The sequence below is a fragment of the Roseateles sp. genome (genome assembly GCF_965262435.1).
Taxonomy (GTDB): Bacteria; Pseudomonadota; Gammaproteobacteria; order Burkholderiales; family Burkholderiaceae_C; genus Paucibacter_A.
Map to the genome: position 1 here is coordinate 1,028,170 of NZ_OZ253537.1, position 26,994 is coordinate 1,055,163.

Sequence of the window (26,994 nt, forward strand, 5' to 3'; positions counted from 1 at the left end):
GCGCGGGTGGCGCGAGGCTGCGGCATTCTGGCAAGGAATCAAAACCATGACGAAAGGCATTCCTCGATTTGGCCTGCGGGGAAACCCGGGGAGGCTTTAGCGGGCCCTCTGGCTCCAGAGCACGCCGGCGGCGATCAGGCCCATGCCGATCAAGGTGGCGCCATCGGGCTGCTCGCCGAACAGCGGGATGGCCAGCAGCGTGGCCAGCACCGGGGTCAGGGCGCCGGCGGTGGCGCTGCGCTGCGCACCCAGGCGGGCGACGGCATAGCTGTAGCTCAAGGTCGAGATCAAGCCCACGCCCACGCTTTGGATGGCCAGTTGCAACAAGAGTTGCGAGCCACTCAAGCTGGGCAATGCCAGGCCTTGCGTGCCGGCCTGCCAGACCAGCAGGGGCAGGAGCAGGCCCAGGGAGACGGTGGAGATCAGGGCCGCGGCCTCCAGCGGCGCCAGCTTCGCCTCGCGCAGGGCCAGGGTGTAGGCCGACCACATCAGGCTGCCCAGCAGGAAGAAGGCATAGCCCTGGGCCAGATCGGCCTGGCCGGCCTTGAGGGCCAGCATCGTCGCCACGCCGCTGGCGATGCACAGCAGGGCCGGCCAGCGCGCCAGTGCCGCGCGGCCGTGCAGGGCGGCGGCCAGCAAGGCGGTGAACAGGGGCAGGGTGCCGGGGATCAGGGTGGCGCCGTCGGCCACCGGCGCATGGCGCATGCCCCAGCCTGCGATCAGGAAGTAGGGCAGGCCGGCGCCGGCGACGATCAGCAGCCACAAGCGCGCCGGCACGGCGGCAAAGCGGGCGCGGCGCTTCCACAGCAAGGGCGCGAAGAGCAGGCCGGCCGGGCCGAAGCGCAGCAGGGCCAGCTCCACCGGCGGCAGGGCCACGCGCGCGCCGGCACGCAGGGAGATGAAGAAAGCGGCCCAGATCGCCAGGGTCAATGCCAGCGCGGCCCAGCCCAGGGCCTCGCCTTGCTGCCAGGCCTGCTGCGGGCGGCGCCCGCCAAAAGATTGCGAGGGCAGGCCGGCGGCGGCCAGGGAAGGGCGGGAATTGGGGTGCATGGGGCGGGCAAGGCAAGGGCTACAACGAGAGGAATTTTCAAGCGCTTCCCTGGGTGAAACCCCGCAATCTGGCGTGAGAACTGGTCTGCTTGAGCGGGCTTTCGCCAATAATCATTGAAACTTTGATGGAAACAAGCCATGGACAGAATCGACCTCCAGTTGCTCGAGCTGCTGCAGCGCGACGGCCGCCTCAGCATTGCCGAGCTGGCCGAGCGGGTGGCCTTGTCGGCCAGCCCCTGTGCGCGCCGACTCAAGCGCTTGGAGGACGAGGGATTTATCTCGGGCTATCGCGCGGTGCTGGACCGCAAGGCGGTGCAGCTGGCCACCACGGTCTTCGTCAATGTGCGCTTGATGCACCACCGCGAGGACGCGGTGCAGCAGTTCGAGGCCGCCATGGAGGCAATGGCCGAGGTGGTGGCCTGCCATGTGGTCAGCGGTGCGCATGACTACCTGCTGGAGGTGGTGGTCGGCGAGCTGAGTGCTTACGAGCAGATCGTGCGGCGCCTGCAGGCCCTGGCCATGGTGCAGGACATCACCAGCAATTTCGCCATCCGCTGCGTCAAAAGCGGCGCGCCGCTGCCTCTGAAGAGCGCCTGAGCGCGGCAGCGGGCCCGGCGCGTCGCGCGCCTGGGGCGCAGCTTTTCGCCGTTGAGGGCGCGCTTTGTGCAACAGGTCGCAGCAATCCGCTGAATCTGCGGGCAAACCGATACATTGCGCGGGCTCGATTCATCTGATGCAAGCAAGCCCGGGAGACCCAGACAGTGCAGACCCAGAACAAGAACAAGCGCGCCGGTGGGCGCTGGCGGCCCTCTTTGCGCTCGTGGCGCTGGCGCTTCGCCATCCTGGTCCTGCTGGCGTTCGGCTATGGCGCATATCGCTATCTGAGCCCGACGCCGCCACCGCCCCCGCCGCCGACCGGCGAGGTGAATTTGGCCGACATCACACAGACGGTGCAGGCAGCGGGTGTGCTGCAACCGCGGCTCAAGGTCGATGTCGGTGCCCAGGTCAGCGGTCAGGTGCGCCAGCTCCATGTGCAGCTGGGCCAGCAGGTCAAGAAGGGCGAGCTGCTGGTCAGTCTGGATCCCGAGTTGGCACGCAGCGAAGTGGCCCAGGCCGAGGCGGCCGCAGCCCAGCAAGTGGCCTTGATCGAGGTGCGCCAGGCCGACCTGAAGACGGCCCGCCGCGAGGTCGATCGCCAGCGCCGCCTGCTCGCCGGCGATGCCACCGCGGCCACCGAGGCCGAGCGTGCGGACACGGAGCTGGCCAAGCTGGAAGCCGATCTGCGCGGCCAGAGCGCCAATCTGAAACGTCTGCAGGCCGAGCTGGACAAGCGCAAGCTGTCCCTGGGCTATGCCTCGATCACCGCGCCCATGGACGGCACCGTGGTCAACTTGCCCGTGCAGGAAGGCCAGACCGTGATCGCCGCGCAGATCACCCCGGTCATGGTCACTCTGGCCAATCTCGACGAGATCACGGTGCGGGCCCGGGTTCCCGAGGCCGACATCGCCCAGATCAAAATGGGCCAGAACGCCCGCTTCGTGACCCTGGCCGGCGAGGCTCAGCGTTATGAAGGCAAGGTCCGTGTGATCCAGCCGGTGCCCGAGCGGGCCGGCAATGCGGTTTTCTACAACGTGCTGTTCGAAGTGGACAACAAGGCGCGCAAGCTGCTGCCCGAGATGACGGTGCAGGTCAATGTCGAGACCGGTTCGGCCAAGAAGACCCTGACTCTGCCCATGGTCGCGCTCGGCGAGCGGGGCGAGGACGGCCGCTTTGCCGTTCAGGTGCTGGACGCCCAGAACAAGCAGCACCCGCGCAAGGTGCGCACTGGCTTGCAGGACGGCGCCCGCGTGCAGGTGCTCGATGGCCTGAAGGCCGGCGAGAAGGTCTTGCTGGCGCCGCCCTCGGCCGCCGAGCAGGCTGCATCGGCTGCATCGAAGTAAGCCGGCACCGCCATGCATCCCCTGATCGAACTGCGCGGCGTCGGCCGCCACTACCGCCTGGGCGCCATCGATGTGCCGGCGCTCGATGATGTGAGCCTGAACATCCAGGCCGGCGAGTTTGTCGCCGTGATTGGCCAGTCGGGTTCGGGCAAGAGCACTTTGATGAATGTGCTGGGTTGCCTGGACAACCCGACCGTTGGCCAGTTCCTGATCGACGGCCAGGACGCCAGCCAGCTCGGCCCCGACGAGCTGGCCGGCCTGCGCCGCGAGCGCTTTGGCTTCATCTTCCAGCGCTACCACCTGTTGCCGCATATGGATGCGCGTGGCAACGCCGCCCTGCCGGCTGTGTATGCCGGCGCCAGCGGCAGCGCCCGCCGCGAGCGCGCCGAGGCCTTGCTGACCCGCCTGGGCCTGGGCGAGCGCATGCACCACAAGCCCAATGAGTTGTCGGGCGGCCAGCAGCAGCGTGTGTCCATCGCTCGCTCGCTGATGAACGGCGGCCAGATCATCCTGGCCGACGAGCCGACCGGGGCGCTCGATTCGCAAAGCGGCACCGAAATGCTGGCCTTGCTGCGCGAACTCAACGAGCGCGGCCACACCATCATCCTGGTCACCCACGACGCCCATGTGGCCGGCCACGCGCGCCGCATCATCGAGCTCAAAGACGGCAAGGTCCTGAAGGACAGCGGCACGCCGGCCGACCACCGCCTGCCCGGCCCCCTGGCCGGCGAGACCGCCGCGCTGGCGCGCGGCAGTTGGTGGGGCCGGCAGCAGATGCAGTGGCGTGAGGCCTTGCAGTCGGCTGTGCAGTCGCTCAAGGGCAATCGCCTGCGCACGGCGCTGTCCATGCTGGGCATCAGCATCGGCATTGCCGCGGTCGTGTCCATCCTGGCTCTGACCAGCGCGGCGCGCGGCAGCATCGAGAAAGACGTGGGCAGCTTCTTGTCCGGACGCATCCCGGTGTTCCGTGGCAACCCCAATCTGCCCCCCGGCACACACGCCCAGGCCTTCCGGCCCAGCGAGATCGAAGCGATTCGTGCCCTGCCCGGCGTCAAGGCCGTGACGGTGGACCGCGAGACTCAGCTGACCGCGCGCCATGGTTCGCGCGATGCCATGGTCAGCGTGCTCGGCGCCGAGAAGCAGACCCTGGCCGCGCGCAAGCTCAAGCTGGTCGAGGGCCGCTACCTCAATGCCATGGACTACGCCGGTTCCACGCAGGTGGCGGTGATCGATGAGAAGGCGCGCAAGTCGCTGTTCAAGCCCGGTGAATCGCCGCTCGGTCGTACGCTGCTGGTGGCGCCGCAAGGCATGCCGGCCGATGGCGCGGGCGCTGGCGCCGGAGCCGCCGCCGTGCCGATCGGCGTGGCCCTGCCCTTGACCATCGTCGGCGTGGTCGCACCCGACACCGGGGGCGCGGTCAACTTCGGGTCTTGGCTGGGCCAGGTCCTGATGCCGCACACCACCTTCGGGCGCAAGCTCGATGTGCGCGCGGACTCTGACCAGTTCAATGTGCTGCTCGATTTCACGGTGCCACCCGAAGAGGTGCGCAAACAGCTGACTTACCGACTCAAGGCCTTGCATGGCGTCGAGGACTTCGACTCCTGGAACGCCGACGAGGAGTTCCGCAAGTTCCAGCAGATCACCGGCGCCATGGCCTTGCTGTTCGCCGGCGTGGGGGCGATCTCGCTGCTGGTCGGCGGCGTGGGCGTGATGAACATCATGCTGGTCTCGGTCAGCGAGCGGACGCGCGAGATCGGCATCCGCATGGCGGTCGGTGCTCGCCAAGGCGATGTGCGCCTGCAGTTTTTGGTCGAGGCGGTGGTGCTGTGCTGCCTGGGCGGTCTGGTCGGGGTGTTCCTGAGTTGGCTCGGTGCGCAGGGCATCAATGCCGCGCAGCAGTCGCTGAAGGTGGAGGTCAGCTGGGCGGCCCTGGGTGTGGCGTTTGCCGTGTCCAGCTTTGTCGGCCTGGTCTTCGGCACCCTGCCGGCGCGGCGTGCTGCGGCCCTGAGCCCGGTCGATGCTCTGGCCCGCGAATGAAGGTGAGAGCCATGAACAAGAAAACAAACTCCAAGAATGAGCGGATCCAGAGCGTCTCGGCGCTCGCTGCTGGCGTGGCCGCCCTGAGCCTGCTGCTGGCCGGTTGTGCCAGCGGCCCAGCCGGTGGCGTGCCTGCAAACATGGCCGTGACTCCGAGTCTGCCGGCACAGTGGCAGCAGCTGAGCGTTGCTGCGCTTGCCGAAGGCGCCATGCAAACCGATGCCCAGCTGGCCGCCCTGCAAGAGCAGGCGCTGCGTGCCAACCGCGACATCGCGCTGGCGCTCAAGCGCTGGGAGCGGGCCCAGTTGCAGCTTGGCCAAAGCGAGCTGGAGCGTGGCCTCAAGCCCAGCTTGAGCGGCGGCGCTTCCGGCAGCCGCGCACTGGAGCAGGGGCCGCTGTCGCGCAGCTACTCGCTCAATGCCAGTGTCAGCTACGAGGTCGACCTCTGGCAGCGCCTGGCCCATGGCGAGGCCGCCCAGGCCGCCCAGGTCGCCGGCCAGCGCGCCGATTGGGCCGCGGCCCGGCTGCTGATCCGCAGCCGTGTGGCCGAGAGCTATTGGAGCCTGGCCGCGCTGGCGCTGGAAGAGCCCTTGATCGCCGAGCAGCTGCAAGGCGCCGAGGCGGTGCTGGCCCTGACCCGGCTGCGCGTGCGCGAAGGCAAGCTGCTGCCCATCGAGGTGGACAAGGCGGCCAGCAGCCTGCAGGGCTTGCGCTCGCGTCTGGCGCAGCTGCAGCGCGAGCGCGTGCAACAAGGCCTGAGCCTGGGCTTGCTCTTGGACGACAGCGCCCCCGCCTTGCCCGCGAGCCCGAATTTGCCGCAGGGCCAGCCCGGTGACTGGCAAGCCGGCGCGCCGGCCGAGGCCTTGGAGCGCCGGCCCGATGTGCAGCGCGCCCGCGCCCAGGTGGACAGCGCCCTGGCGCAGTGGCGTGCCACTGAGGCGGCGCGTTATCCCAGCCTGAGCCTGAGCCTGGGTGTCGGCACAGGCGGCGCTCAGTGGCGCGACTGGCTGGAGCGGCCCTTGGCCACCTTGTCCTCCAGCCTGATCGTGCCCCTGGTCGACTGGCGCCGCCTGGACCTGCAGCGCGGTCAGTCGGTCAACGATGTGGAAAGCGCGGCCCTGAGCTTGCGCGACACGGTGCACAAGGCCTTGGTCGAGGTGGAACAGCTGGCGGCCGAACGCCGCGAGCTGCGCCAGCAGGCCCTGGCCAATGCCGCTCGCTTGGGCGAGGCCCAGCAGACCGAAAAACTGGCGGCGCTGCGTTACGAGGTCGGCGTGATCGCTCGCGCCGACTGGCTGCAGGCCCGCAATGCCCGCCTAGCCGCGGAGCAGGAGGCCATACAGCTGCGCCTGCGCCAGTGGTTGAATCAGGCAGCCTTGCAGAAGGCCTTGGCGAGCGCCTGAGCAGTGTTCTGCGGCGCCGTCTTCAGGGTGGCGCTGGCGTTGGGTCGGCCGCGTCATCGCTGATGCGGTCGCGCCCCTGCGCCTTGGCAGCATAGAGCGCCAGGTCGGCGCGGGCGTACAGCGAATCCAGGGATTCGCCCGGCCGCAGCTGGGCCAGGCCCAGGCTGGCGCTGACATGCAGCCGGTGCTGCTCGTAGACGAACTCGCGCTCGCGGATCGCCTGCAACAGGCGCTCGCCCAGCAGGCGGGCGCCGGTGCGGTCGGTGTCGGGCAGCAGCAGCGCGAACTCCTCGCCGCCCAGGCGGCCCAGCAGGTCGGCGCTGCGCACCTGGGCGCGCGCCAGTTCGGCGGTCTGTCGCAGCACCTCGTCGCCGGCCGGGTGGCCATGCTGGTCGTTGACGCGCTTGAAGTGGTCGAGGTCCAGCATCAGCAGGCACAGGGCCTGGCCACTGCGTCGGGCGGCGGCCAGCTGGCGTTGGGCTTGCTCCATGAAATAGCGGCGGTTGCTGCAGCCGGTCAGGGCGTCGCTGGTGGCGAGCAGGAACAGGCGCTCATTGGCCAGGCGCAGCTCTTCCGTGCTTTGCTCCAGCTGGGCGGTGCGTTCGGCCACCTGGCCCTCCAACCGGCGCTGGCGCCGCTTCAACCAGGCCGTGCGCATCTGCACCAGGGCCAGCACACCGCCCAGCAGCAGCAGGCCAAGCAGGAGCTGGAAGCCGCGGGTCTGGTACCAGGCGGCCTGGATCTCGATCGGTACGCTCAGGCTGCTTTCGGTCCAGTCGCCTTGGCCGTCGCTGCTGGCCAGGCGCAGGCGGTAGCTGCCGGGCGGCAAATGGGTGTAGGCGGCCAGGCGGCGGCTGGCGTCGGTCTCGTTCCAATCTTTATCAAAGCCGTCCAGTCGGTAGCGGTAGCGGCGGCGCTCGGGCGCGACAAAGTCCAGGGCCGAGAACTCGATGCTGAGGCCGCGCGTGTTGGGCGCCAGGCGCAGGGGCTCGTTGTTGGCCGAGGCCGCACCGTTGAAGCGGCCCAGCGGCACCGCCCGGTCGCCGACCCAGCCCTCGGTCAGGACCAGCTCCTGCTTGTTGACCGAACTTTGGATGCGCCCGGGCTGCAGCACGGTCAGACCACCCTCGCCGCCGAACAGCAGGCTGCCGTCGGCCGCCACGGCAGCGGCGTCGATCCAGTAGCCACGGATGAACACGCCCTCGGCTGCGCGCAGGGTCTGCACGCTCAAGCGCTCGGGGTCGATCTTGGCGATGCCATCGGCGGTGCTGGCCCAGATCTGACCGCCTGCGTCTTCCAGCAAGCCGTCGACGTTGGCGCTGGGCAGCCCTTGCGCCGTGCCGAGGCGGCGAGAGCGCGGGCGCTCGCCGTCCCAATGGGTCAGCAGATGCAAGCCGCCGCCCAGGGTGGCTACCCAGAGGCGCTGCTGTCGGTCGAGCAGCAGGCTGGCGATCAGACCGGCGCCCAGAGCCTGCGGGTCGGCCGGGTCGGCGCTGATGCGGGTGATCTTGCGGTCGGCGCTGATGCGGTTGAGCCCATTGCGCGTGCCGACCCAGACCTCACCGTCGCGGCCCTGGCGCAGCACGGTGATGCGGCCGTCGCTCAGCGCCGCCGGTGGAATCTGCTCGGCGGCCTGGCCCGGCTTGACCGGCAGGGGCAGCAACCAGAGGCCATCATCGCGCCCGCCCAGCCAGAGCCGGCCGGGCTGGGCCAGCAGTCGGTAGCTGCTGAGGCTGGGCGCGCGGCCGGCCACTTGCAGGCGGCGCAGCTGCCGGCCGTCTTCGCTGGCCTGGTAAAGGCCGCGCCCGGTGGCCAGGTAGACGCTGCCATCCTCGCCCTGCGCCAGGCCGAAGATGTGGTCGCTGGGCAGGGCCTGCTCGGGCCGGTCCGGGTCGGCGCGCAGGGCCTGCGTCCGGGCACGCAACGGATCGATGATGTCGACCCCTTCACCTTGCAGGCCCAGCCAGATGCGGCCATCGCGCGTGGCCAGCAGGGCGAACACATCGCCGCCGCGCAGGACCGGCCGATGACTGCCGCCGAACAGGGTCTGCACGCCGGGCCGGGTCGTGCTGCGACTCAGACCGCGCTGGCTGCCCACCCAGCTGTTGCCGCGGCCGTCGCGGTAGATGGCGAAGATGATGTCGCCGGCCAGGCTGTTGCTGAGGCCGCGGTCGTGGCGGATGCGGCTGAGCCGGCCGCTGGCGCTGTCCACGGCCACTAGGCCCTGGCCGTAGCAGCCGAGCCAGACCTCGCCCGGCGCGCCGCCACCGATGGCATGGACCCAGCTTTGCCGCAGCGCTGCGAGCCCGCGGGCCTCGCCGGCGATGCGCTCGGCGCCCTGGCCACTGGCCGGCACGCGGAAGGCGCCGTGGGCGCGGCTGCCCACCCAGACCCGGGCTTGCTCGTCCTGGTACAAGCTCCAGACCTGCACAGCCTCTGCCTTGCCGGCCGGCAGGTCTACGCTTTGGAAGGCCGTGGCGCCGGCCGGACGCAGGCGCAGGCCGAGCGTGCCGCCGACCCACAGGCCGCCGCTGCGGTCCAGCAACAGGGCTTGGATTTGCTCGGCAGGCGCTTGGCCTTCGCCCGGGCGGGCAAACACCGCGGCTTGAGCCTGGATGGTGTCGTTCGCCAGATCCAGCCGGTCCAGGCCGGCCGCGCCGCCGATCAGCAGGCCGCCCCGGCCGTCTTCGGTCAGGGCGTAGATGGCCGTGCTGCGCAGGCCGCCGGGCCCGGGCGCAAAGCGCTGGAAGTCGTCGCTCTGGCGCTCATAACGCGCCAGTCCACCGGCGCTGGTGCCAATCCAGAGTCGCCCTTGGCGGTCTCGGTGCAGGCTGGTGACCCAGTTGTCGGGCAGGCTGCGCGGGTCGCCTTGTTGCGGCTTGTAGTGGCGAAAGCGATGGCCGTCCCAGCGCGCCAGACCGCTTTGGGTGCCGACCCAGAGAAAGCCATCGCCATCTTCGGCGATGGCCGTGGTCAGCGAGTTCGGCAGGCCGGCGTCTTGCGCACGGTTGTGAAAGGTCGTGTCGGCCATCGCGGCCCAGCGTGCCGGCGGGGCGGCCGCCTGTGCGGAGCCAATCCAGCTCGGCCGCAGCAGCAGAACAGCCCAAGAAAGCAAGAACAGGCCGGCCGCCCGCCAAGCGTGCGACATGAGGCGTGGGGATGCAGGGTGGGCGGGCATCTTGAGGCCCAGTCTACGGCAAGGCGACTTGGCGCCTCTGCACGCTGCCTCGGTGCACCGTGACATGGCGCACTGCCCGCGCTGCCGTGCTCAGCGCCAAATGGCAGGACCAGGCCAGCCGAAGCGCTCCCGTGCGTCAGAAGTCCTGGCACTCTGCCGGCGCCCCAAGATCGCTCACGGTGCCAAATCCAGTTCGGCCTCCGGCCACAGGTGGTTCGCCCATGTTTGGGCGGATGCATCGAATCCCTCGGCATTGGCCAGCACGACCAGCGCGCAGGCATCTTCGAGGCAACGCAGCGCCAGCGAAGAGAAGGCGGCAAAGCCACCGCCGTGAAACAAGATCTGCCGCTGATCTTTGCGCATGATCTCGGTGCCGAAGCGATAGGGCTGGCCGGTTGAAGCGAAACGCAGGTCGTCAGCGGCGCACCGAGCGAGCAGCGAATGGCTGCCTTGGCGACGCCAATCGTCCAGCAAACAGGCTTCGGCGCGCAGCAGCTCGTCCAGCGTCGACCACATGCCGCCATCGCCCCAACTGCCCAGGTTCACCGGCAATTCGCGCCAGCCACCGGCCGCAAGGGCTTGGTAGCTGCGAGCACGGCGCGGCAATACGCGATGCGGTTCGTTCTCGAAACCGGTGTTGTGCAGTTGCCAAGGCGCGAAGAGGCGCTGGCGTGCGATCTCGTCCAGCGGCAAGCCGGCATCGCGCTCCAACCAGTCGGCCAAGAGCACGTAGTTGCTGTTGCTGTAATCAAAGCGGCTGCCGGGCTCGAAGTCTCCGTCTTCGGTCTTGCGGATCAACTCCAGGGCTTGCGCCTGAGTGACGAGATCACTTTCGTCCCGCCCGAGTTGCATCTGCCAGAGGTACAGATAGTCATCGACACCGCTGGTGTGGCGCAGCAAGTGGCCCAGGCGCACCGGATGCTCGTAGCTTGCGAGCGCAGGCAAGAGCGCACGCATATCGGCGTCCAATGCGATCCGGCCGGCCGCAACGGCCTGCATCACCAGTGCCCCGACCCAAAACTTGGACTCCGATGCAAGGTAGAAGCGGGTGTCACCCGCGAGCGGCTGCGGCCACTCCAGATGCGCCATGCCGTGATGCGCGGTGCGGACGGTCTGGCCTTCGATTGCAAGGCCGATACAAAAGCCGGGGTCAGAGGGATCGTAGGTTTCGCGCAGCGTGGCGATGGCGGCGTCGAAGCGATCCAGGAGATGGGGCGTGTCGCGATTCATGGAAGCATCAGCATGCTGGCGGCGGCCCTGGCGGCCGCCTTGAGGTTTGACAAGCTCAGGGGTGAATCAAAGCGCGAAGTCGTAATCCACCGTCAGCGGCGCATGGTCGCTGAACTTCTGGTCTTTGTAGATGGAGGCGCGCTTGGCCAAGGCCGCCAGCTTGGGTGTCGCGAAGTGGTAGTCCAGGCGCCAGCCCACGTTCTTGGCGTAGGCCTGGCCGCGGTTGCTCCACCACGTGTAGCACTCGTCGGTGGTGTCGGGGTGCAGCTGGCGGTAGACGTCGACCAGGCCGCCCTGGCCCTTGCCGCTGCCGAAGAGCTGGTCCAGCCAGGCGCGTTCCTCGGGCAGGAAGCCGGAATTCTTGAGGTTGCCCTTCCAGTTCTTCAGGTCGGCCTCCTTGTGCGCGATGTTGACATCGGCGACCAGGATGAATTCGCGCTCGGCTTTCAGCGCGGCCAGATGCGGGCGCATGGCATCGAGGAAGCGGTATTTGGCTTCTTGCCGCTCGGGGCCACTGCTGCCGCTGGGGAAGTAGCAGCTGATCAGGCTGAGCTTGCGGCCGGGCTTGTCGAAACGTTTTTCGATGTAGCGGCCTTCGGCGTCGAACTCGGGGTTGTCGAAGCCGATCAGGACTTCGCTGGGTTCTTCGCGGGTGTAGAGGCCCACGCCGGAGTAACCTTTTTTCTCGGCGTAATGGAAATGGCCTTTGAGCTCACCGGAGCTGCAGAAGGTGCCGGCCACATGCTCGTCTTGCGCCTTCACTTCCTGCACACCGAGTGCATCGGCGTTTTGCGCCGGCAGCCAGTCGAAAAAGCCCTTGGTGGCGGCGGAGCGGATGCCGTTCAGGTTGGCGGAGATGAAACGCATGGGCGGGGTCTTTCAAGATACGAGCAGGACGTCAGGGGTGCGCAAAGCGCGGCGCAGTATCGCAAATGACCTGCCGGTCTTTGTCAGCAGCGCGGGCCCGCCAAAACGGCTGTTGGCGAAAGTGGTATCTCGATTGGTCTGCATGATTTTGGCAACACGCCGTGCAAGTTCGATCCGGTTCGCCGATTTCCGGCACGGCACTTGCTAGATTCCATCGTTTCGAGAACAGGCCCCAACGCATGCGCTGGGGCCACAGCCGCAGATTTATCTCAGTCGCCCCTTGGGCTTTTTGGAGTTCCCCGCATGAAAGCGCAGTCCCCGGTTCAGTCTCCCTCTCGTTTGACCTTGGCGCTCAGCCTGGTGCTGGCCGCCTGGCCCTTGAGCTCTGCCTTGGCGCAGACCCAAGATGGTGCAACGGCCGCCAAGGCCGACAAGAGCAAGCTGGAGACGGTGGTCATCACCGCCGAGCGCCGCACCGAGAACATCAAAGACGTGCCCAATGCCGTCTCCGCCATCAGCGGCGAGAAACTCGATGTGCTGAACTCCAGCGGTCAGGACGTGCGCTTCCTGTCCGGCCGCGTGCCCAGCCTGAACATCGAGTCCTCTTTCGGCCGCGCCTTCCCGCGTTTCTACATCCGCGGCTACGGCAACACCGATTTCCGCCTCAATGCCTCGCAACCCGTCTCGCTGATCTATGACGACGTGGTGCAGGAGAACCCCATCCTCAAGGGCTTCCCGGTCTTCGACGTCAAGAACGTGGAAGTGATCGCCGGCCCGCAAGGCACGCTGTTCGGCCGCAACACGCCGGCCGGCGTGGTCAAGTTTGATTCGGTCAAGCCGGGCAAGAAGCAAGAGGGCTATGCCAGCTTCTCCTACGGCACGTATGGCACCAGCAACCTCGAAGGCGCCTTCAACCTGCCTCTGGGCGGCGATTGGGCGGCGCGCATCTCGGCTCAGGTCCAGCACCGCGACGACTGGGTCAAGAACCAGGTGCCCAATGCCCAGACCCCGGCCACCGAAGGCTATGACGACCGCGCCGTGCGCATCCAGGCGCTCTACGAGCCGAGCAAGGCCTTCAGCGCCCTGTTCAATGTGCACAACCGCGAACTGGACGGCTCGCCGCGCATGTTCCGCTCCAGCATCATCAAGCCGGGCACGAACGAGCTGGTGGCGGGCTTCGACCCGGCCAAGATGTACATCGACGGCAAGAACGAGCAGCGCCTGCACGCCACCGGCGGCAGCGCCAAGCTCAAGTGGGTGATGGGCGACCTGACCCTGCACTCGATCACCGCCATCGAAACTGTGCAGCCCTTCAGCCGCGCCGACGTGGACGGCGGCTACATCCTGCGGGTCATCCCCAGCAACTTCAAGCTGCCGCCTTATGACAAGGAAGGCGAGGTGTTCTTCCCGGTCGAAACCTCGGACGGCCTGCGCGACCACCGCCAGCTGAGCCAGGAGCTGCGTCTGGAGTCGAATGCCGCCGGCCCGTTGCGCTGGCAGGGTGGTGCCTACTTCTTCGACGAGCGGTACACCATGGAGTCGTATGACTACACGGCTGCCGTGCCGCCCCTGGTCAGCACGCGTCAGACCAACAAGGCCTGGGCTCTGTTCGGCTCGGTCAACTATGAAGTCTTCCCCGCGCTGAAGTTGCGCGCCGGCCTGCGCTACACCAACGACAAGAAGACCCTGGCCACCACCGGCAAGGTCATCGACACCGCGGGCACCAGCGCCGAGACCGACAACAACAAGGTCAACTGGGACCTGTCCGGCACCTACAGCCTGAGCCGCGAGACCAACCTCTACGCGCGGGTCGCGACCGGCTTCCGCGCCGCCTCGATCTACCCGGCCGATGGTTTCGGTGCGCAGAGCAAGGCCCGCCCGGAGAACGTCACCTCCTACGAGTTGGGCATCAAGAGTGACTTCTGGGAGCGTCGCGCCCGCTTGTCGGCCAATGTCTTCTCCTACAAGGTCAAGGACCAGCAGCTGACCGCCGTGGGCTCGACCAGCAACACCAACACCCTGCTCAATGCCAGCAAAGCCACCGGCCAGGGCTTCGAGATCAACCTTGATCTGCTGCCCACCGAGAACCTGATGCTGACCCTGGGTGCCAGCTACAACGACACCAAGATCAAGGACTCCAGCCTGTTCGACGTGCGCCCCGGCAGCGGTGCCATCCCCATCGGCACGCCCGATGGCCAGGGCCGCTACAGCCTGTACAACAACCCCCTGCCCAACGCGCCGAAGTGGATTGCCAACGTGACCGCACGCTATGGCATCCCGCTGGCCGATGGCAGCGAAGTGTTTGTCTACACCGACTGGGCCTATCGCTCGAAGATCAACTTCTTCTTGCTGCCCTCGGTGGAGTTCACCGGCAAGTCGCTGCTGGAAGGCGGCATTCGCGTCGGTTACACCTGGGACAACGGCAAGTACGAAGTCGCCGGTTTTGGCCGCAACATCACCAACAAGGTGGTGGTCAATGGCGCGATCGCCTTCAACAACCTGACCGGCTTCATCAACGACCCGCGCACCTACGGTCTGCAGTTCAAGGCTTTGTTCTAAGCCCTGTTTCCGGCGGCCCGCGCCGGTATTTCGCACGGTCTGAAGCCCGTCCCTCTTTGGGGGGACGGGCTTTTTTGCACCCCTACAATGTGTTGCAACCTCTTGCATGAACCCGCCATGAACGCCTCGTCCACGACTTCCTCGCCCGCCGCACCCGACCTGCTTGCCCAGGAATTCGTCGCCTTCGCCGTGCAGGCCGGCGTCTTGCGTTTCGGGGAATTCAAAACGAAAGCAGGGCGGCTGAGCCCTTACTTTTTCAATGCCGGTCTGTTCGATGACGGCGCCAAGCTCGGCCGCCTGGTGCAGTTCTATGCCCAGCGCCTGATCGCTTCGGGCCTGCAGTTCGACATGATTTTTGGCCCCGCCTACAAAGGCATCACTCTGGCCGCTGCCTTGTCGGTGGAACTGGCGCGTCTGGGCCACAACAAGCCCTACGCCTACAACCGCAAGGAAGCCAAGGACCACGGCGAAGGCGGCACCTTGGTCGGCGCGCCGGTGCGGGGTCGGGTCTTGATCATTGACGATGTGATCTCCGCCGGCACCTCGGTGCGCGAATCCATTGCCATGATCGCCGCCGCTGGCGCCACGCCTTGCGGCGTCACCATCGCGCTGGACCGCCAGGAGAAGGCGGTCGAGAACGGTGTCGAGAGCCCCAAGTCCGCGGTGCAGTACGTCAGCGAAGAATTGAAACTGCCGGTGATAGCGATTGCCGGTCTGGCCGACTTGCTGGAATACTTGCGCACCACCAGCGACAGCGATGTCACGGCCCACGCCGCCGCTGTCCAGGCCTATCGGGATCGTTACGGAGTCTGATGATTGCTGCTCCCGCCACTGCTATGGCCCATTGCTTCATTCGCATGAACTGGACCGTGGGCACGGCCACCGTGCTGGCGCTGGCTTGCGCCGCCACGGCACAGGCCGTGGCGCAATCACCCAGCACGGGAACGAGTGGCATCTACAGCTGTGCCTTGCCGGACGGCCGCCGCCTGACCTCGGACCGGCCGATTGCCGAATGCACCGCGCGTGAGCAGCGCATCCTGAATGCCGACGGTTCGCAGCGCGCCGTTTTGCCGCCCTACCTTTCGCCCGAGGAGCGCGCCGCGCAGGAGGCCAAGGAGCGCCGTCTGGCCGCGGAGCAAGCTGCCCGCAACGACGCCGTGCGTCGCGACCGCAATCTGATGCTGCGATTCCCGAACGCCCATGTTCATCAGCAAGCGCGCACGCTGGCGCTGGATGACGTCAAGAAGGGCATCGAGATTTCGGAGCGACGCATCAAGGAGCTGGCCGTAGAGCGCAAACCCCTGCTCGACGAGACCGAGTTCTACAAGGGCAAGTCTTTGCCCGCCAAGCTCAAGCAGCAGCTCGACCGCAATGACGCGGCGGCCTTGGCCCAGCAGCAACTGATCGGCAACTCGCGCGCGGAAATGGTGCGGATCAATGCCCGCTACGACGAAGAGCTGGCTCGCCTGAAGCGCCTCTGGACGGGCTCCGCGCCGGGCAGCCTGGGCGCCATGAGCAGCAGCGCGGGGGCGGCGGCCTCCAGCCCACGTTGAGCGCAGCCGTCCGGCCTATGTTCTGGGCACACGCAAGTCTGTTGAGGCCATAAAAAAGCGGCGCCGAGGCGCCGCTTGATTTGGTGAGTGAGCCGGAGTCCAGGCGCTCAGCCTGCCAGCTTCTTCTTCAGCAGCTCATTCACCAGGGCCGGGTTGGCCTTGCCCTTGGTGGCCTTCATGGCCTGGCCGACCAGGGCGTTGAAGGCCTTGTCCTTGCCGGCGCGGAACTCTTCCACCGATTTCGGGTTGGCGGCCAGCACCTCGTCGAGGATGGCTTCGATGGCGCCGGTGTCGCTGACCTGCTTCAGGCCCTTGGCTTCGATGACAGCGTCCACATCAGCGCTTTCGCCGCTCCACAGCGCCTCAAACACCTGCTTGGCCGCATTGTTCGAGATCGTGCCGTCCTGGATGCGCTGGATCAGACGGCCCAGCAGCTCGGGGCTGACCGGGCTGGCTTCGATGCTGCGTTCCTCGCTGTTCAAGCGGCGGGAGACTTCACCTTGCAGCCAGTTGGCCACCAGCTTGGGCGCGCCGCAGACGGCCTTGGCCGCCTCGTAGAAGCGCGCCGTGGCCAGGCTCTGGGTCATGATGGCAGCGTCGTAGGCGGTCAGGCCATCGGCCTGCTCGAAGCGGGCGGCCATCACCGAGGGCAGCTCGGGCATCTCGCCCTTGACACGTTCGATCCAGTCGGCGCCGATCACCAGCGGTGGCAGGTCGGGGTCGGGGAAGTAGCGGTAGTCGGCCGAGTCTTCCTTGCTGCGCATGGCGCGTGTCTCGCCGGTGTCCGGGTTGAACAGCACGGTGGCCTGTTGGATCTTGCGGCCGTCTTCGATCTCGTCGATCTGCCAGTTGACCTCGTAGTCCACCGCCTGGATCAGATTGCGGAAGCTATTGAGGTTTTTGATCTCGCGGCGCGTGCCGAAGGGCTCGCCGGGCTTGCGCACCGAGACGTTGACGTCGCAGCGGAAGGAGCCTTCCTGCATATTGCCGTCGCAGATGCCCAGCCACATCACCAGCGCATGCAGGGTCTTGGCGTACTCGCAGGCCTCGGCGCCGGAGCGCATCTCGGGCTCGGAGACGATCTCCAGCAGCGGCGTGCCGGCGCGGTTCAGGTCGATGCCGCTCTGGCCGTGATAGTCCTCGTGCAGGCTTTTTCCCGCGTCTTCCTCGAGGTGGGCGCGGGTCAGGTTGACGACCTTTTTCTCGTCACCGACGAAGAACTCGACCCGGCCGCCTTGCACCACCGGGATCTCGAACTGGCTGATCTGGTAGCCCTTGGGCAAGTCGGGGTAGAAGTAGTTCTTGCGCGCGAAGATGGACAGCGGCGCCACCTTGGCGCCCACGGCCAGGCCGAAGCGGATGGCCCGCTCGACGGCGCCGCGGTTCAGCACCGGCAGGGTGCCCGGCAGGGCCAGGTCCACGGCCGAAGCCTGCGTGTTGGGCTCGGCGCCGAAGGCGGTGGAGGAGCCGCTGAAGATCTTGGAAACGGTGGACAGTTGGACGTGGTTTTCCAGGCCGATCACGACCTCGTAGCCACGGATCAATTTGCTAGATGCCATGTGCTTAGATTCCTGCGGGAGCGGCGCGGTGCCAGTCGGTGGCTTGCTGCAGCGCGTGTGCGGTGTGCAGCAGCTGGCCTTCCTTGAAGTAGTTGCCCAGCAGCTGCAAGCCGACGGGCATGCCGCCTTCGCCCAGCCCCACGGGCACGCTCATGCCGGGCAGGCCGGCCAAGGAGCCGGGCAAGGTGAAGATGTCGGCCAGATAAGCCTTGACCGGGTCGTCCTTGCCCTCGCCATGCTTCCAGGCCACGGTGGGCGCCACCGGGCCGGCGATCAGGTCGCACTGCTTGAAGGCCTGCTGGAAATCGTCGGCAATCATGCGGCGCAGCTTTTGCGCTTGCAGGTAGTAGGCGTCGTAGTAACCGTGAGACAGCACGTAGCTGCCGATCATGATGCGGCGCTTGACCTCGGCCCCGAAGCCTTCGGCACGGGTTTTCTTGTACATATCGAGCAGATCGTCGTACTTGGCTGCGCGATGGCCGAACTTGACGCCGTCAAAGCGGCTCAGGTTGGAGCTGGCCTCGGCCGGGGCAATGATGTAGTACACCGGAATCGCCAGCTCGGTGCGCGGCAGGCTCACGTCCACCAGGGTGGCGCCAAGCTTTTCCAGCTCGGCCAGGCCGGCGCGCACGGCGCTGTTGACATCGGCCGACAGGGCGGCGGGGAAGAACTCGCGCGGCAGACCGATGCGCAGGCCCTTGAGCGGCTGGGCCGCCGTGGCGCCCTCGCGAGCGATCAGCATCTGGGCGTGGAAATCCTGCGGTGCTTGCTGCACGCTGGTGGCGTCGCGCTCGTCAAAGCCACTCATGGCCGAGAGCAGCAGCGCGCAGTCTTCGGCCGAGCGGGCCATGGGGCCGGCCTGGTCCAGGCTGGAGGCAAAGGCGATCATGCCGTAGCGGCTGCAGATGCCGTAAGTCGGCTTGATGCCGGTGATGCCGGTGAAGCTCGCCGGCTGGCGGATCGAGCCGCCGGTATCGGTGCCGGTGGAGGCCGGCAGCAGGCGCGCGGCCACCGCAGCGGCCGAGCCGCCCGAGGAGCCGCCCGGCACGCGGCTGGAATCCCAGGGGTTGGCCACCGGCTGGTAGGCCGAGTTTTCGTTGGCCGAGCCCATGGCGAACTCGTCGCAGTTGAGCTTGCCCAGCGAGACCGTGCCGGCCGCATTCAGGCGCGCCACCACGGTGGCGTCGAAGGGGCTGCGGTAGCCGGCCAGGATCTTGGAGCCGGCCGTGGTCGGCATGTCGGCGGTGACAAAGATGTCCTTGTGCGCCAGCGGCACGCCGATCAGGGCGCCGCCGGTTTGCGCGCCTTCGCCTGTCGCCAGGCGGGCGTCAGCCGCACGGGCGCGCGCCAGGGCGTGGTCGGCGTCCACATGGAGGAAGGCGCCCAGTTTCGCGTCACTGGACTGGACGCGTTGCAGCAGGTGCTGGGTCAGCTCGACGCTGGAGAACTGCTTGTCGCGCAGGCCTTGGCCCAGCTCGGCCACGCCCAGGTCGTGCAGGGGGGTGTTGTTCGAGATGCTCATTCGATGACCTTGGGAACCAGGAACAGGCCGTCTTCCACGGCCGGGGCGCTGCGCTGGTTGAGTTCGCGCTGGTTGCTTTCGGTGACGGCGTCTTCGCGCAGGCGCAGATGCACCTCCTGGATGGCCGACAGCGGCGTGTACAGCGGCTCGACGCCGGCGGTGTCCACCGCACTCATCTGCTCGACGATGGAGAAGAAGTCATTCAGCTGGGGCAGCAGGGCGGCGCTTTCGGCCTCCTGCAGCTCCAGGCGCGCCAGATGGGCGATGCGGCTTACGTCTTGTGGTGTCAAGGCCATGGGGAAACCGGGTCCGGAGATGGCGGAAACAAAGGCCGTGGCGAGCTGTAAAGAGCGCAACAAACGGCCCGTCCCAGCCGGTAACTAGGGGGTGATCGGGTATTATCTCCGCTTATCTCCAATGTCACGGGGCTGCGCGGCCGCAAGGGCTCACGCAGCCTCGTTGCATATGGCGAACACCGAACAGCCCGACCCCATTCAGACCTCCCGACCAACCCGCGAGCCGCCCACGATCTCCAGCCCATAGGCTCAGATGTAGGTGGTTTGCGCTCCAGACACATCATGTTCGCTTCCCTGCGCCGCTATTTCTCCTCCGACCTCGCCATCGACCTGGGCACCGCCAATACGCTGATTTATGTGCGCGGCAAGGGCATCGTTTTGGACGAACCCTCGGTCGTTTCGATCCGCCACGAAGGCGGCCCCCACGGCAAGAAGACGATCCAGGCTGTGGGCCGCGAGGCCAAGGCCATGTTGGGCAAGGTGCCGGGCAATATCGAGGCGATCCGCCCGATGAAGGACGGCGTGATCGCCGACTTCACTGTCACCGAGCAGATGCTCAAGCAGTTCATCAAGATGGTGCACGACTCCAAGATGCTGCGCCCCAGCCCGCGCATCATCATCTGCGTGCCCTGCGGTTCCACCCAGGTCGAGCGCCGCGCCATTCGTGAATCGGCCCTGGGCGCCGGTGCTTCCGAGGTCTACCTGATTGAGGAACCGATGGCGGCTGCGATTGGCGCCGGTCTGCCGGTGTCGGAAGCGTCCGGCTCCATGGTCGTGGACATCGGCGGCGGCACCACCGAAGTGGGCGTGATCTCGCTGGGCGGCATGGTCTACAAGGGCAGCGTGCGCGTCGGCGGCGACAAGTTCGACGAAGCGATCATCAACTACATCCGCCGCAACTACGGCATGTTGATCGGTGAGCCCACCGCCGAAGCGATCAAGAAGAACATCGGCAGCGCCTTCCCGGGCTCCGAGGTCAAGGAAATGGAAGTCAAGGGCCGCAATCTGGCCGAAGGCGTGCCGCGCAGCTTCACCATCTCGTCCAACGAGATCCTGGAAGCCCTGACCGACCCGCTGAACCAGATCGTCTCCGCCGTGAAGAACGCGCTGGAACAGACCCCGCCCGAGTTGGGCGCCGACATCGCCGAGCGCGGCATGATGCTGACCGGCGGCGGCGCCTTGCTGCGCGATCTGGACCGTCTGCTGGCTGAGGAAACTGGGTTGCCGGTGCTGGTGGCGGAGGATCCGCTGACTTGCGTGGTGCGGGGTTGCGGGATGGCTTTGGAGCGCATGGAGCGCCTCGGCTCCATCTTCACCTCCGAGTGATTGTTTTTGCCTACTGCGCGAGCATCATGCGTCGTTGGGCGGTGCTCGCAATCCTCACGTACCAGCAGTACGTTCCGGTTGCTCCGCTCCGTCCGCCTCGCCTGATGCCCGCTCGCTACGGCTGCTGAGAGCGGGCGTTAGCGGTCAGTTTGATCCTCAAGAGCGCCATGCCCCTCGGCCCCCCAGATCGCAACCCGCCACCTTTCTTTCGCCAGGGCGCGTCCGCCCAGGCGCGGCTGGTGCTGTGCGCGGCGCTGGCGCTGTTCCTGATGGTGGCTGACGCGCGCTTCCATGTGGTCGAGCCGGCCCGAGCGGCTCTGGCTTTGGTCTTGCATCCTTTCCAGCGCCTGCTGCTGAGCCCGGTCGATGCCTGGGAGAGCTTCGGCGACTACCGGCGTGGCACCGAGCGGGCCATGGCGGCGGAAGCGCTGGCGCGCCAGCAACTGGTGGAGCAGGCCGAACGTCTGGCACGTGCCGCCCAGTTGCAGGCCGAGAACCAGCGCCTGCGTGCGCTGCTCGAATTGCGCCCGGCACTGGATGTGGCCTCGCTGTCGGCCGAAGTGCTGTACGAAGCGGCCGACCCCTATTCGCGCCGCGTGGTCATTGACCGCGGCAGCCGCCACGGCGTTCAAGCCGGTTCGCCGGTCATCAACGACGCTGGCGTGCTGGGCCAAGTCACCCGGGTCTACACCTTGTCGGCCGAGGTCACCCTGCTGAGTGACAAAGACGCCGCCATCCCAGTGCTCAACTCGCGCACCCAGGCGCGCAATGCCGCCTTCGGCAGCAGCGACGGCAATGGCATGGAGCTGCGCTTTCTGGCCGCCAATGCCGACATCAAGCCGGGCGACCTGATGTCCACCTCGGGCCTGGACGGGGTCTACCCCTCGGGCTTGCCGGTGGCCAAGGTGACGTCGGTGGAACGTCGCGGAGATACCAGCTTTGCCAGCGTGCGCCTGCAGCCGGTCGCGCAGCTCGACAGCGTGCGCCATGTGTTGGTCTTGCAGCCTCAGGAGCAGCATGCCAAGGCCAAGGCCGAAGCGGCGGCCATGTTGGCCGCGGAGGCCGCTTCGGCCGCCAGTCTCAAGGCCCAGCGCAAGGCCGCGGCGGCCGAAGCCAAGGCAGACGCCAAGAACAGCGGAGGCCAACCATGATCATGCCGCGCGGCGCCGGCCAGCTGCTGCTGCCGGTCAATCCAGCCTTCATCGCCTTCAGCCTGTTTCTGGCTCTGCTGGCCGATATGGTGCCGATCGGCCGTTTCCCCGCCATGCCCGATTTCTTGTCGGTGGTGCTGGTGTTCTGGGGCGTGCACCAGCCGCGCCGGGTCGGTGTGGTCTGGGCCTTTGTGCTGGGCTTGCTGATCGACATTCACCATGGGGCCTTGCTGGGTCAGCATGCCCTGGCTTACAGCCTGCTGAGCTTCGGTGCCATCACCCTGCACCGCCGCCTGACCGGCTTCAGCCTTGGCGCTCAGGCTTTGCAGGTGCTGCCGCTGTTCGTGCTCGCCCACGCCGTGTCTCTGCTGGTGCGTCTGGCGGTCGGCGGCATGTGGCCGGGCTGGACGCTTTTGCTGGCGCCGCTGTTTGAAACCCTGCTGTGGCCGCTGGCCAGCGTGCTGCTGCTGGCGCCGCAGCGCCGTGCGCCGGACCGCGATGCGCACCGGCCGCTGTGAAGCACAGCCTGCGGTCTGACCGGGTGGGCTCGTCATGACGGTGCTCAAGAATCTCAAGCAGGAGCTGGGCCGCTTTCGCCTGCGCCTGCTGGCGGCGGCCGCCTTCGTGCTGTTCTGCTTCGGCCTGCTGCTGGCGCGTTTGATCTTTTTGCAGGTGGTCCAGCATGAAAGCCTTTCGGACCGCGCCGAATCCAACCGCATCACGGTCGTGCCCATCGTGCCCAACCGCGGCCTGATCAAGGACCGCAACGGCATTGTCCTGGCCAGCAATTACTCGGCCTACACGCTGGAGATAACGCCCTCCAAGGTGCCCGATCTGGAGACCACCATCGACGCCCTGGCCCAGGTGATCGAGGTGCAGCCGCGCGATCGCCGCCGCTTCAAGCGGCTGATGAGCGAGAACAAGAACTTCGAGTCCCTGCCGATTCGCACCAAGCTGAGCGAGGCCGAGGTGGCCCGCTTCACAGCCCAGCGCTTCCGCTTCCCCGGCGTCGAGATCAAGGCCCGGCTGTTCCGAAGCTACCCCTTGGGCGAGGTGGGCGCCCACCTGATCGGCTACATCGGCCGCATCAACCAGGCCGAGAAAAAAGCCATGGACGAGTGGGAGGACGAGGACATCGCCAACTACCGTGGCACCGAGTACATCGGCAAGCTGGGCCTGGAGCAGAGCTATGAGCGCGAGCTGCACGGCATCACCGGTTTCGAGCAGGTCGAAACCAGCGCTGGCGGCCGCGCTGTGCGCCGCCTGGCCCACCGGCCGCCGACGCCGGGCAACACGCTGATGCTGTCCATCGACATCCGCCTGCAGGCCCTGGTGGAAGAACTCTACAAGGACCGGCGCGGTGCCCTGGTGGCCATCGACCCGCGCAATGGTGAGGTGCTGGCTTTCGTCTCCAAGCCGACCTTCGACCCCAATCTTTTCGTTGACGGCATCGATGCCGACAGCTGGCGCGAGCTCAACGAAGACCTGGACAAGCCCCTGCTGAACCGCGCGCTGCGCGGCACCTACCCGCCGGGCTCGACCTTCAAGCCCTTCATGGCCATGGCCGCGCTCGACAGCGGCAAGCGTGCGCCCGGCACCATCGTCATGGACAACCTGACCTACAGCTTCGGCGGGCGCACCTTCGGCAGCCCGGAGACCGACCGGCCCGGGCCCAAGGACATGCGCCTGGCCATCGTCAGCTCGTCCAATGTCTACTTCTACAGCCTGGCCAATGAGATGGGCGTGGACCTGATTCACGACGAGCTGGAGCCCTTCGGTTTCGGCCGCAAGACCGAGATCGATGTGCAGGGCGAGGTCACCGGCGTGCTGCCCTCGCAGGCCTGGAAGCGCCGCTACTTTGCCCGCAACCCGGCGAACCAGAAGTGGTTTGCCGGCGAGACCATCTCGCTGGGCATCGGCCAGGGCTACAACAACTTCACCATGTTGCAGATCGCCACTGCCGTGTCCACCCTGTCGACTGGTGGCCAGCGCTTCAAGCCGCGCCTGGTGCGCGAAATCGAGGACGTGGTGCGCCATGAGCAGCGCCGCGTCGCCAGCGACGCTCTGCCGCCCCTGGCCCTCAAGCCCGAGCAGGTCGAGGTGATCCGCAATGCCATGTACGGGGTGACCATCGAAGGCACTTCGCGCGCTGCCTTCAACGGGGCCGGCTATCGAAGTGGCGGCAAGACCGGTACGGCGCAGGCCATCGGCTTGCGCGCCGGCGAGCGTTACAAGGACATCAAGGCCGATGAGCGCAAGCGCGACCACTCGCTCTACATCGCCTTCGCGCCGCTGGAGGCGCCCACCATCGCCTTGGCCGTGATCGTCGAGAACGCCGGTTTCGGCTCTACCTCGGCCGCGCCGATCGCGCGCCGGGTCTTCGACTTCATGCTGATGGGCCAGTACCCGAGCGAGGAAGACATCGCCTTGACCCAGCTGGGCAAGACCACCGCTCCAGTGGGCCAGCCACGTCGCATCGAGCAGGTGCCCTTGCCGGGGCAGGCGCCGGTGGCGGGGGCAGTTGCCGCTTCGGGCAGCTTGCCAGCGGCCGCGTCGGCTTCGGCTGCCGTTTCTGCACCAGCTGCGCCCCTGCCAGCCAGCGCTGCCAAGCCCGCTGCGCCCAAGCCAGCCGCTTCAGGAGCCCGCCCATGAGCGCCAATGCCTTCAATGGCCCGAACTGGTGGCAGCGTCTGCGGCCCTGGTTCAGCGGCTTCGACCTGCCCCTGCTGCTGGCCATTGCTTGGCTGATGGGTCTGGGCATGGTGTGCATGTATTCGGCCGGTTACGACCACGGCACACGCTTTGTCGACCATGGCCGCAACACCCTGCTGGCCATCATCCTCATCTTCCTGGTCGCCCAAGTGCCGCCGCAGCGCATGATGGCCCTGGCCATGCCGCTCTATGTGGTGGGGGTGACTTTGCTGCTGGCCACGGCCATGTTCGGCATTACCAAAAAAGGGGCGACGCGCTGGCTCAACGTCGGTATCACTCAGATCCAGCCTTCTGAGATCCTCAAGATTGCCGTGCCCTTGATGCTGGCCTGGTGGTTCCAGAAGCGTGAGGGGCAACTGCGACTGCCGGACTTTGTGGCGGCATTCGTGCTGCTGGCAATCCCGGTGGGATTGGTGGCCAAGCAGCCGGACCTGGGCACGTCCATCCTGGTGCTGAGTACCGGCTTGTATGTGATCTTTTTCGCGGGCCTGTCCTGGCGGCTGATCATCCCGGCCTTTGTGCTGGCGGGTGCAGGCATCACGGCCCTGGTGGTGAGCGAAGAGGCGATCTGCCAGCCCGATGTGACCTGGCCGGTGCTGCGTGAATATCAAAAGAACCGTGTCTGCACCTTGCTGGACCCGACCAAGGATCCGCTCGGCAAGGGCTTCCACATCATCCAGGGCGAGATCGCCATCGGCTCAGGCGGCCTGACCGGCAAAGGCTTCATGAAGGGCACGCAGACCCATCTGGAGTTCATTCCAGAGCGCACCACCGACTTCATCTTTGCCGCCTATGGTGAGGAGTTCGGTCTGTTCGGCGCACTCGGCTTGCTGGCCGGTTTCACCGCGCTGATCATGCGCGGCTTGATGATTGCATCGGACGCGCCGACCCTGTTCTCGCGCCTGATGGCGGGCGCCATCACGCTGAGCTTCTTCACCTATGTCTTCGTCAATATGGGCATGGTCAGCGGCATCTTGCCCGTGGTGGGCGTGCCCCTGCCCTTTATCAGCTACGGCGGCACTGCCATGGTGACCCTGGGCTTCGGCCTGGGCTTGCTGATGTCGATCGCGAAGTCGCGGCGCTTCAATCAGTCCTGAACTGGGCTCATGGGCCGGGAGTGGAAGCGCACCGTGAAGCGGGCGCCTGGTCCCTGGCCATCGGCCTCGGGCTGTTGCCCGGGGCGGCGCGGCCGGGTGTCGTCCAGCGTCAGTTCCGCCTCATGCTGTTGCGCGATCTCACGCACGATGGCCAGGCCCAGGCCGGAGCCATCCACATTGGTTCCCAGCGCCCGGTAGAAGGGCTGGAAGACCTTGTCCCGTTCGCTTTCCGGAATGCCCGGTCCTGAGTCCTCGACCTGCAGCACACAAACCTGACCGAAGGGATCCTCGACGATGCGCACAGTGACCGTGCCACCGGCCGGCGTGTAGAGCAGGGCGTTGTCGACCAGGTTGCGGATCAGTTCCCGGATCAGCAGCCCATGGCCGAGCAGACTCAGGCTGAAGGCGTCGGGCTCCGGGCCTTCGTAGCCCAGGTCGATGCGCTTGTCCAAGGCGCGCGGCACGAAGTCGCGCACGGTTTCGGTGGCCAGTTCGGCCAGGTTGACCTCGCTGCGCTGCGCCGCATGTTCCTGGTCTTCAGCGCGGGCCATGGCCAGCAGCTGGTTGACCATGTGCGCGGCGCGCTGGCTGGACAGGGCAATCTGCTGCAAGGAGCGTTTGAGTTCGGCTGGCTCGCTGCGCCCTTCGTCAATCTCACGCTGGGCAAATTCAGCCTGCGTGCGCAGGCCGGCCAGTGGGGTCTTGAGCTGGTGGGCCGCGTCGGCCAGGAAATGCTTCTGGCTGCTGATGGACTGATCCAGCCGCGCCAGCAGGTCGTTGATGGCGCGCACCAGGGGCGCGACTTCATCGGGGATGCGCCGCTCGTCGATGGGGCTGAGGTCCGAGCTCTCGCGCGAGCGGATGCGCCGCTGCAGTTCGTTGAGCGGCGCGATGCCGCGCGCCAGGGCCAGCCAGACCAGCAGCACCGCCAGAGGCAGGATCACGAACTGCGGCAGGATCACGCCCTTGATGATTTCGTTGGTCAGGCGCGAGCGCTTGCCCAGGGTCTCGGCCACCTGCACCAGCATGGTCTGAGTGCTGCCCGCCATGCCTTCGGGCGCGACCCAGAGGTAGGCCACGCGCACGCGTTCGCTGCCCATGTCTTCGTCGCGGAAATGCAGCTCCCAGGGCACGATGACATCGTCCTCGGGCGGCACGGGCAGCTTGGCGTCGCCGTTGAGCAGCTCGCCACGCAGGCCCAGCACCTGGTAGTAGACCGTGTCGGTTTCGTCAGCGCGCAGCAGGGCGGCCGCTTCGGGCGCTAGGGCATAGCGCGAACGCGCACTGCGCCCCTCGGCCAGCGGTGCGGCCGAGGCCACTTGCAGGCCCAGGGTGCGGGCCATCTCGCCGAGCTCGCGGTCGTAAGGGCGGCTGGCAATGCCTTGCGCCACGAGCCAGGTCAGGGCCACGCTGATCGGCCAGATCAGCAGCAGCGGCGCGAGCATCCAATCCAGGATCTCGCCGAACAGCGAGCGTTGGCCGGTTTCAGCCGCCATGGCCGGGGCTCCAGTCGT

General features: G+C 67.0%; 20 protein-coding genes and 1 other RNA gene. 13 read left to right on the forward strand and 8 right to left on the reverse strand.

All coding sequences use genetic code 11. The annotated features are described in order from the left end of the window. Positions 1 to 96: 96 nt before the first annotated feature. The gene (locus tag ACQY39_RS04555; RefSeq protein WP_428503817.1) at positions 97 to 1,050 is read right to left on the reverse strand and encodes a DMT family transporter; all 954 of its coding nucleotides are present in this window, start codon (positions 1,048 to 1,050) and stop codon (positions 97 to 99) included. A gap of 138 nt (positions 1,051 to 1,188) precedes the next feature. Between ACQY39_RS04555 and ACQY39_RS04560 the strand changes: the two genes are divergently transcribed. From ACQY39_RS04560 to ACQY39_RS04575, 4 genes are all read left to right on the forward strand, one after another. Beyond that, on the forward strand, positions 1,189 to 1,647 hold the full coding sequence (locus ACQY39_RS04560; protein ID WP_263516197.1) for an Lrp/AsnC family transcriptional regulator: 459 nt from the start codon (positions 1,189 to 1,191) through the stop codon (positions 1,645 to 1,647). Between the two features lie 164 nt (positions 1,648 to 1,811). Next, on the forward strand, positions 1,812 to 2,990 hold the full coding sequence (locus ACQY39_RS04565; protein ID WP_428503820.1) for an efflux RND transporter periplasmic adaptor subunit: 1,179 nt from the start codon (positions 1,812 to 1,814) through the stop codon (positions 2,988 to 2,990). A gap of 12 nt (positions 2,991 to 3,002) precedes the next feature. Then, positions 3,003 to 5,027, forward strand: a complete 2,025-nt coding sequence (locus ACQY39_RS04570; RefSeq protein ID WP_428503822.1) for an ATP-binding cassette domain-containing protein — start codon at positions 3,003 to 3,005, stop codon at positions 5,025 to 5,027. Positions 5,028 to 5,038: 11 nt separating this feature from the next. Next, positions 5,039 to 6,430 carry a TolC family protein gene (locus ACQY39_RS04575; RefSeq protein WP_428503824.1) on the forward strand — a complete coding sequence of 464 codons (1,392 nt, stop codon included), beginning with the start codon at positions 5,039 to 5,041 and terminating at the stop codon, positions 6,428 to 6,430. Positions 6,431 to 6,452: 22 nt separating this feature from the next. On the opposite strand, the gene ACQY39_RS04580 is transcribed toward ACQY39_RS04575, so the two are convergent. From ACQY39_RS04580 to ACQY39_RS04590, 3 genes are all read right to left on the reverse strand, one after another. Beyond that, positions 6,453 to 9,578, reverse strand: a complete 3,126-nt coding sequence (locus tag ACQY39_RS04580) for a diguanylate cyclase (protein ID WP_428503826.1) — start codon at positions 9,576 to 9,578, stop codon at positions 6,453 to 6,455. 204 nt (positions 9,579 to 9,782) lie between these two features. Further along, entirely contained in the window at positions 9,783 to 10,838 is a 1,056-nt protein-coding gene (locus tag ACQY39_RS04585; protein WP_428503828.1) for a serine hydrolase domain-containing protein, read from the reverse strand. Positions 10,839 to 10,904: 66 nt separating this feature from the next. Further along, a complete protein-coding gene (locus ACQY39_RS04590) occupies positions 10,905 to 11,705 on the reverse strand; it encodes an exodeoxyribonuclease III (protein ID WP_428503830.1) in 801 nt (266 codons plus the stop codon). Positions 11,706 to 12,008: 303 nt separating this feature from the next. Here ACQY39_RS04590 and ACQY39_RS04595 point away from each other — a divergent pair, with 303 nt between their 5' ends. The 3 genes from ACQY39_RS04595 (at position 12,009) to ACQY39_RS04605 (ending at position 15,817) form a co-directional block, all read left to right on the forward strand. Beyond that, positions 12,009 to 14,264 carry a TonB-dependent receptor gene (locus ACQY39_RS04595; protein WP_428503832.1) on the forward strand — a complete coding sequence of 752 codons (2,256 nt, stop codon included), beginning with the start codon at positions 12,009 to 12,011 and terminating at the stop codon, positions 14,262 to 14,264. Between the two features lie 117 nt (positions 14,265 to 14,381). Continuing rightward, positions 14,382 to 15,077, forward strand: coding sequence for an orotate phosphoribosyltransferase (pyrE, locus tag ACQY39_RS04600; protein ID WP_428503834.1), 696 nt, complete (start codon positions 14,382 to 14,384; stop codon positions 15,075 to 15,077). After that, the gene (locus ACQY39_RS04605; protein WP_428503836.1) at positions 15,077 to 15,817 is read left to right on the forward strand and encodes a hypothetical protein; all 741 of its coding nucleotides are present in this window, start codon (positions 15,077 to 15,079) and stop codon (positions 15,815 to 15,817) included. The genes pyrE and ACQY39_RS04605 overlap by 1 nt, the downstream gene beginning before the upstream one ends. 107 nt (positions 15,818 to 15,924) lie before the next feature. On the opposite strand, the gene gatB is transcribed toward ACQY39_RS04605, so the two are convergent. The 3 genes from gatB to gatC are packed head-to-tail and all read right to left on the reverse strand — an operon-like array spanning position 15,925 to position 19,194. Further along, complete coding sequence (gene gatB / locus ACQY39_RS04610) at positions 15,925 to 17,376, reverse strand: Asp-tRNA(Asn)/Glu-tRNA(Gln) amidotransferase subunit GatB (RefSeq protein ID WP_428503838.1); 1,452 nt, start codon at positions 17,374 to 17,376, stop codon at positions 15,925 to 15,927. A 4-nt stretch (positions 17,377 to 17,380) separates the two neighbouring features. Continuing rightward, positions 17,381 to 18,898, reverse strand: a complete 1,518-nt coding sequence (gatA, locus tag ACQY39_RS04615; protein ID WP_428503840.1) for an Asp-tRNA(Asn)/Glu-tRNA(Gln) amidotransferase subunit GatA — start codon at positions 18,896 to 18,898, stop codon at positions 17,381 to 17,383. Then, the gene (gatC, locus tag ACQY39_RS04620; protein ID WP_102768597.1) at positions 18,895 to 19,194 is read right to left on the reverse strand and encodes an Asp-tRNA(Asn)/Glu-tRNA(Gln) amidotransferase subunit GatC; all 300 of its coding nucleotides are present in this window, start codon (positions 19,192 to 19,194) and stop codon (positions 18,895 to 18,897) included. The genes gatA and gatC overlap by 4 nt, the downstream gene beginning before the upstream one ends. A gap of 282 nt (positions 19,195 to 19,476) precedes the next feature. On the opposite strand from gatC, the gene ACQY39_RS04625 reads away from it, so the two are divergent. The 6 genes from ACQY39_RS04625 (at position 19,477) to rodA (ending at position 25,480) form a co-directional block, all read left to right on the forward strand. After that, on the forward strand, positions 19,477 to 20,520 hold the full coding sequence (locus ACQY39_RS04625; RefSeq protein WP_102768596.1) for a rod shape-determining protein: 1,044 nt from the start codon (positions 19,477 to 19,479) through the stop codon (positions 20,518 to 20,520). 56 nt (positions 20,521 to 20,576) lie between these two features. Beyond that, positions 20,577 to 20,663: non-coding RNA, sX9 sRNA (locus tag ACQY39_RS04630), on the forward strand. 24 nt (positions 20,664 to 20,687) lie between these two features. Beyond that, positions 20,688 to 21,671, forward strand: a complete 984-nt coding sequence (gene mreC / locus ACQY39_RS04635) for a rod shape-determining protein MreC (protein ID WP_428503843.1) — start codon at positions 20,688 to 20,690, stop codon at positions 21,669 to 21,671. Further along, on the forward strand, positions 21,668 to 22,189 hold the full coding sequence (mreD, locus tag ACQY39_RS04640; protein ID WP_428503845.1) for a rod shape-determining protein MreD: 522 nt from the start codon (positions 21,668 to 21,670) through the stop codon (positions 22,187 to 22,189). The genes mreC and mreD overlap by 4 nt, the downstream gene beginning before the upstream one ends. 34 nt (positions 22,190 to 22,223) lie before the next feature. After that, positions 22,224 to 24,323: a penicillin-binding protein 2 gene (gene mrdA / locus ACQY39_RS04645; RefSeq protein WP_428503847.1), complete on the forward strand. Its 2,100-nt coding sequence runs from the start codon at positions 22,224 to 22,226 to the stop codon at positions 24,321 to 24,323. Beyond that, the gene (gene rodA, locus ACQY39_RS04650) at positions 24,320 to 25,480 is read left to right on the forward strand and encodes a rod shape-determining protein RodA (protein ID WP_428503849.1); all 1,161 of its coding nucleotides are present in this window, start codon (positions 24,320 to 24,322) and stop codon (positions 25,478 to 25,480) included. The genes mrdA and rodA overlap by 4 nt, the downstream gene beginning before the upstream one ends. Here rodA and ACQY39_RS04655 read toward each other — a convergent pair. Next, positions 25,471 to 26,976: a sensor histidine kinase gene (locus ACQY39_RS04655; protein ID WP_428503851.1), complete on the reverse strand. Its 1,506-nt coding sequence runs from the start codon at positions 26,974 to 26,976 to the stop codon at positions 25,471 to 25,473. The genes rodA and ACQY39_RS04655 overlap by 10 nt on opposite strands. Positions 26,977 to 26,994: the final 18 nt, after the last annotated feature.

What these genes read in the sequence shown, in the direction of transcription:
- ACQY39_RS04555 (WP_428503817.1), bottom strand. Translation starts at nt 1,050, where the DNA reads ATGCACCCCAATTCCCGCCCTTCCCTGGCCGCCGCCGGCCTGCCCTCG.
- ACQY39_RS04560 (WP_263516197.1), top strand. Translation starts at nt 1,189, where the DNA reads ATGGACAGAATCGACCTCCAGTTGCTCGAGCTGCTGCAGCGCGACGGC.
- ACQY39_RS04570 (WP_428503822.1), top strand. Translation starts at nt 3,003, where the DNA reads ATGCATCCCCTGATCGAACTGCGCGGCGTCGGCCGCCACTACCGCCTG.
- ACQY39_RS04575 (WP_428503824.1), top strand. Translation starts at nt 5,039, where the DNA reads ATGAACAAGAAAACAAACTCCAAGAATGAGCGGATCCAGAGCGTCTCG.
- ACQY39_RS04580 (WP_428503826.1), bottom strand. Translation starts at nt 9,578, where the DNA reads ATGTCGCACGCTTGGCGGGCGGCCGGCCTGTTCTTGCTTTCTTGGGCT.
- ACQY39_RS04585 (WP_428503828.1), bottom strand. Translation starts at nt 10,838, where the DNA reads ATGAATCGCGACACGCCCCATCTCCTGGATCGCTTCGACGCCGCCATC.
- ACQY39_RS04590 (WP_428503830.1), bottom strand. Translation starts at nt 11,705, where the DNA reads ATGCGTTTCATCTCCGCCAACCTGAACGGCATCCGCTCCGCCGCCACC.
- ACQY39_RS04595 (WP_428503832.1), top strand. Translation starts at nt 12,009, where the DNA reads ATGAAAGCGCAGTCCCCGGTTCAGTCTCCCTCTCGTTTGACCTTGGCG.
- pyrE (WP_428503834.1), top strand. Translation starts at nt 14,382, where the DNA reads ATGAACGCCTCGTCCACGACTTCCTCGCCCGCCGCACCCGACCTGCTT.
- ACQY39_RS04605 (WP_428503836.1), top strand. Translation starts at nt 15,077, where the DNA reads ATGATTGCTGCTCCCGCCACTGCTATGGCCCATTGCTTCATTCGCATG.
- gatB (WP_428503838.1), bottom strand. Translation starts at nt 17,376, where the DNA reads ATGGCATCTAGCAAATTGATCCGTGGCTACGAGGTCGTGATCGGCCTG.
- gatA (WP_428503840.1), bottom strand. Translation starts at nt 18,898, where the DNA reads ATGAGCATCTCGAACAACACCCCCCTGCACGACCTGGGCGTGGCCGAG.
- gatC (WP_102768597.1), bottom strand. Translation starts at nt 19,194, where the DNA reads ATGGCCTTGACACCACAAGACGTAAGCCGCATCGCCCATCTGGCGCGC.
- ACQY39_RS04625 (WP_102768596.1), top strand. Translation starts at nt 19,477, where the DNA reads ATGTTCGCTTCCCTGCGCCGCTATTTCTCCTCCGACCTCGCCATCGAC.
- mreC (WP_428503843.1), top strand. Translation starts at nt 20,688, where the DNA reads ATGCCCCTCGGCCCCCCAGATCGCAACCCGCCACCTTTCTTTCGCCAG.
- mreD (WP_428503845.1), top strand. Translation starts at nt 21,668, where the DNA reads ATGATCATGCCGCGCGGCGCCGGCCAGCTGCTGCTGCCGGTCAATCCA.
- mrdA (WP_428503847.1), top strand. Translation starts at nt 22,224, where the DNA reads ATGACGGTGCTCAAGAATCTCAAGCAGGAGCTGGGCCGCTTTCGCCTG.
- rodA (WP_428503849.1), top strand. Translation starts at nt 24,320, where the DNA reads ATGAGCGCCAATGCCTTCAATGGCCCGAACTGGTGGCAGCGTCTGCGG.
- ACQY39_RS04655 (WP_428503851.1), bottom strand. Translation starts at nt 26,976, where the DNA reads ATGGCGGCTGAAACCGGCCAACGCTCGCTGTTCGGCGAGATCCTGGAT.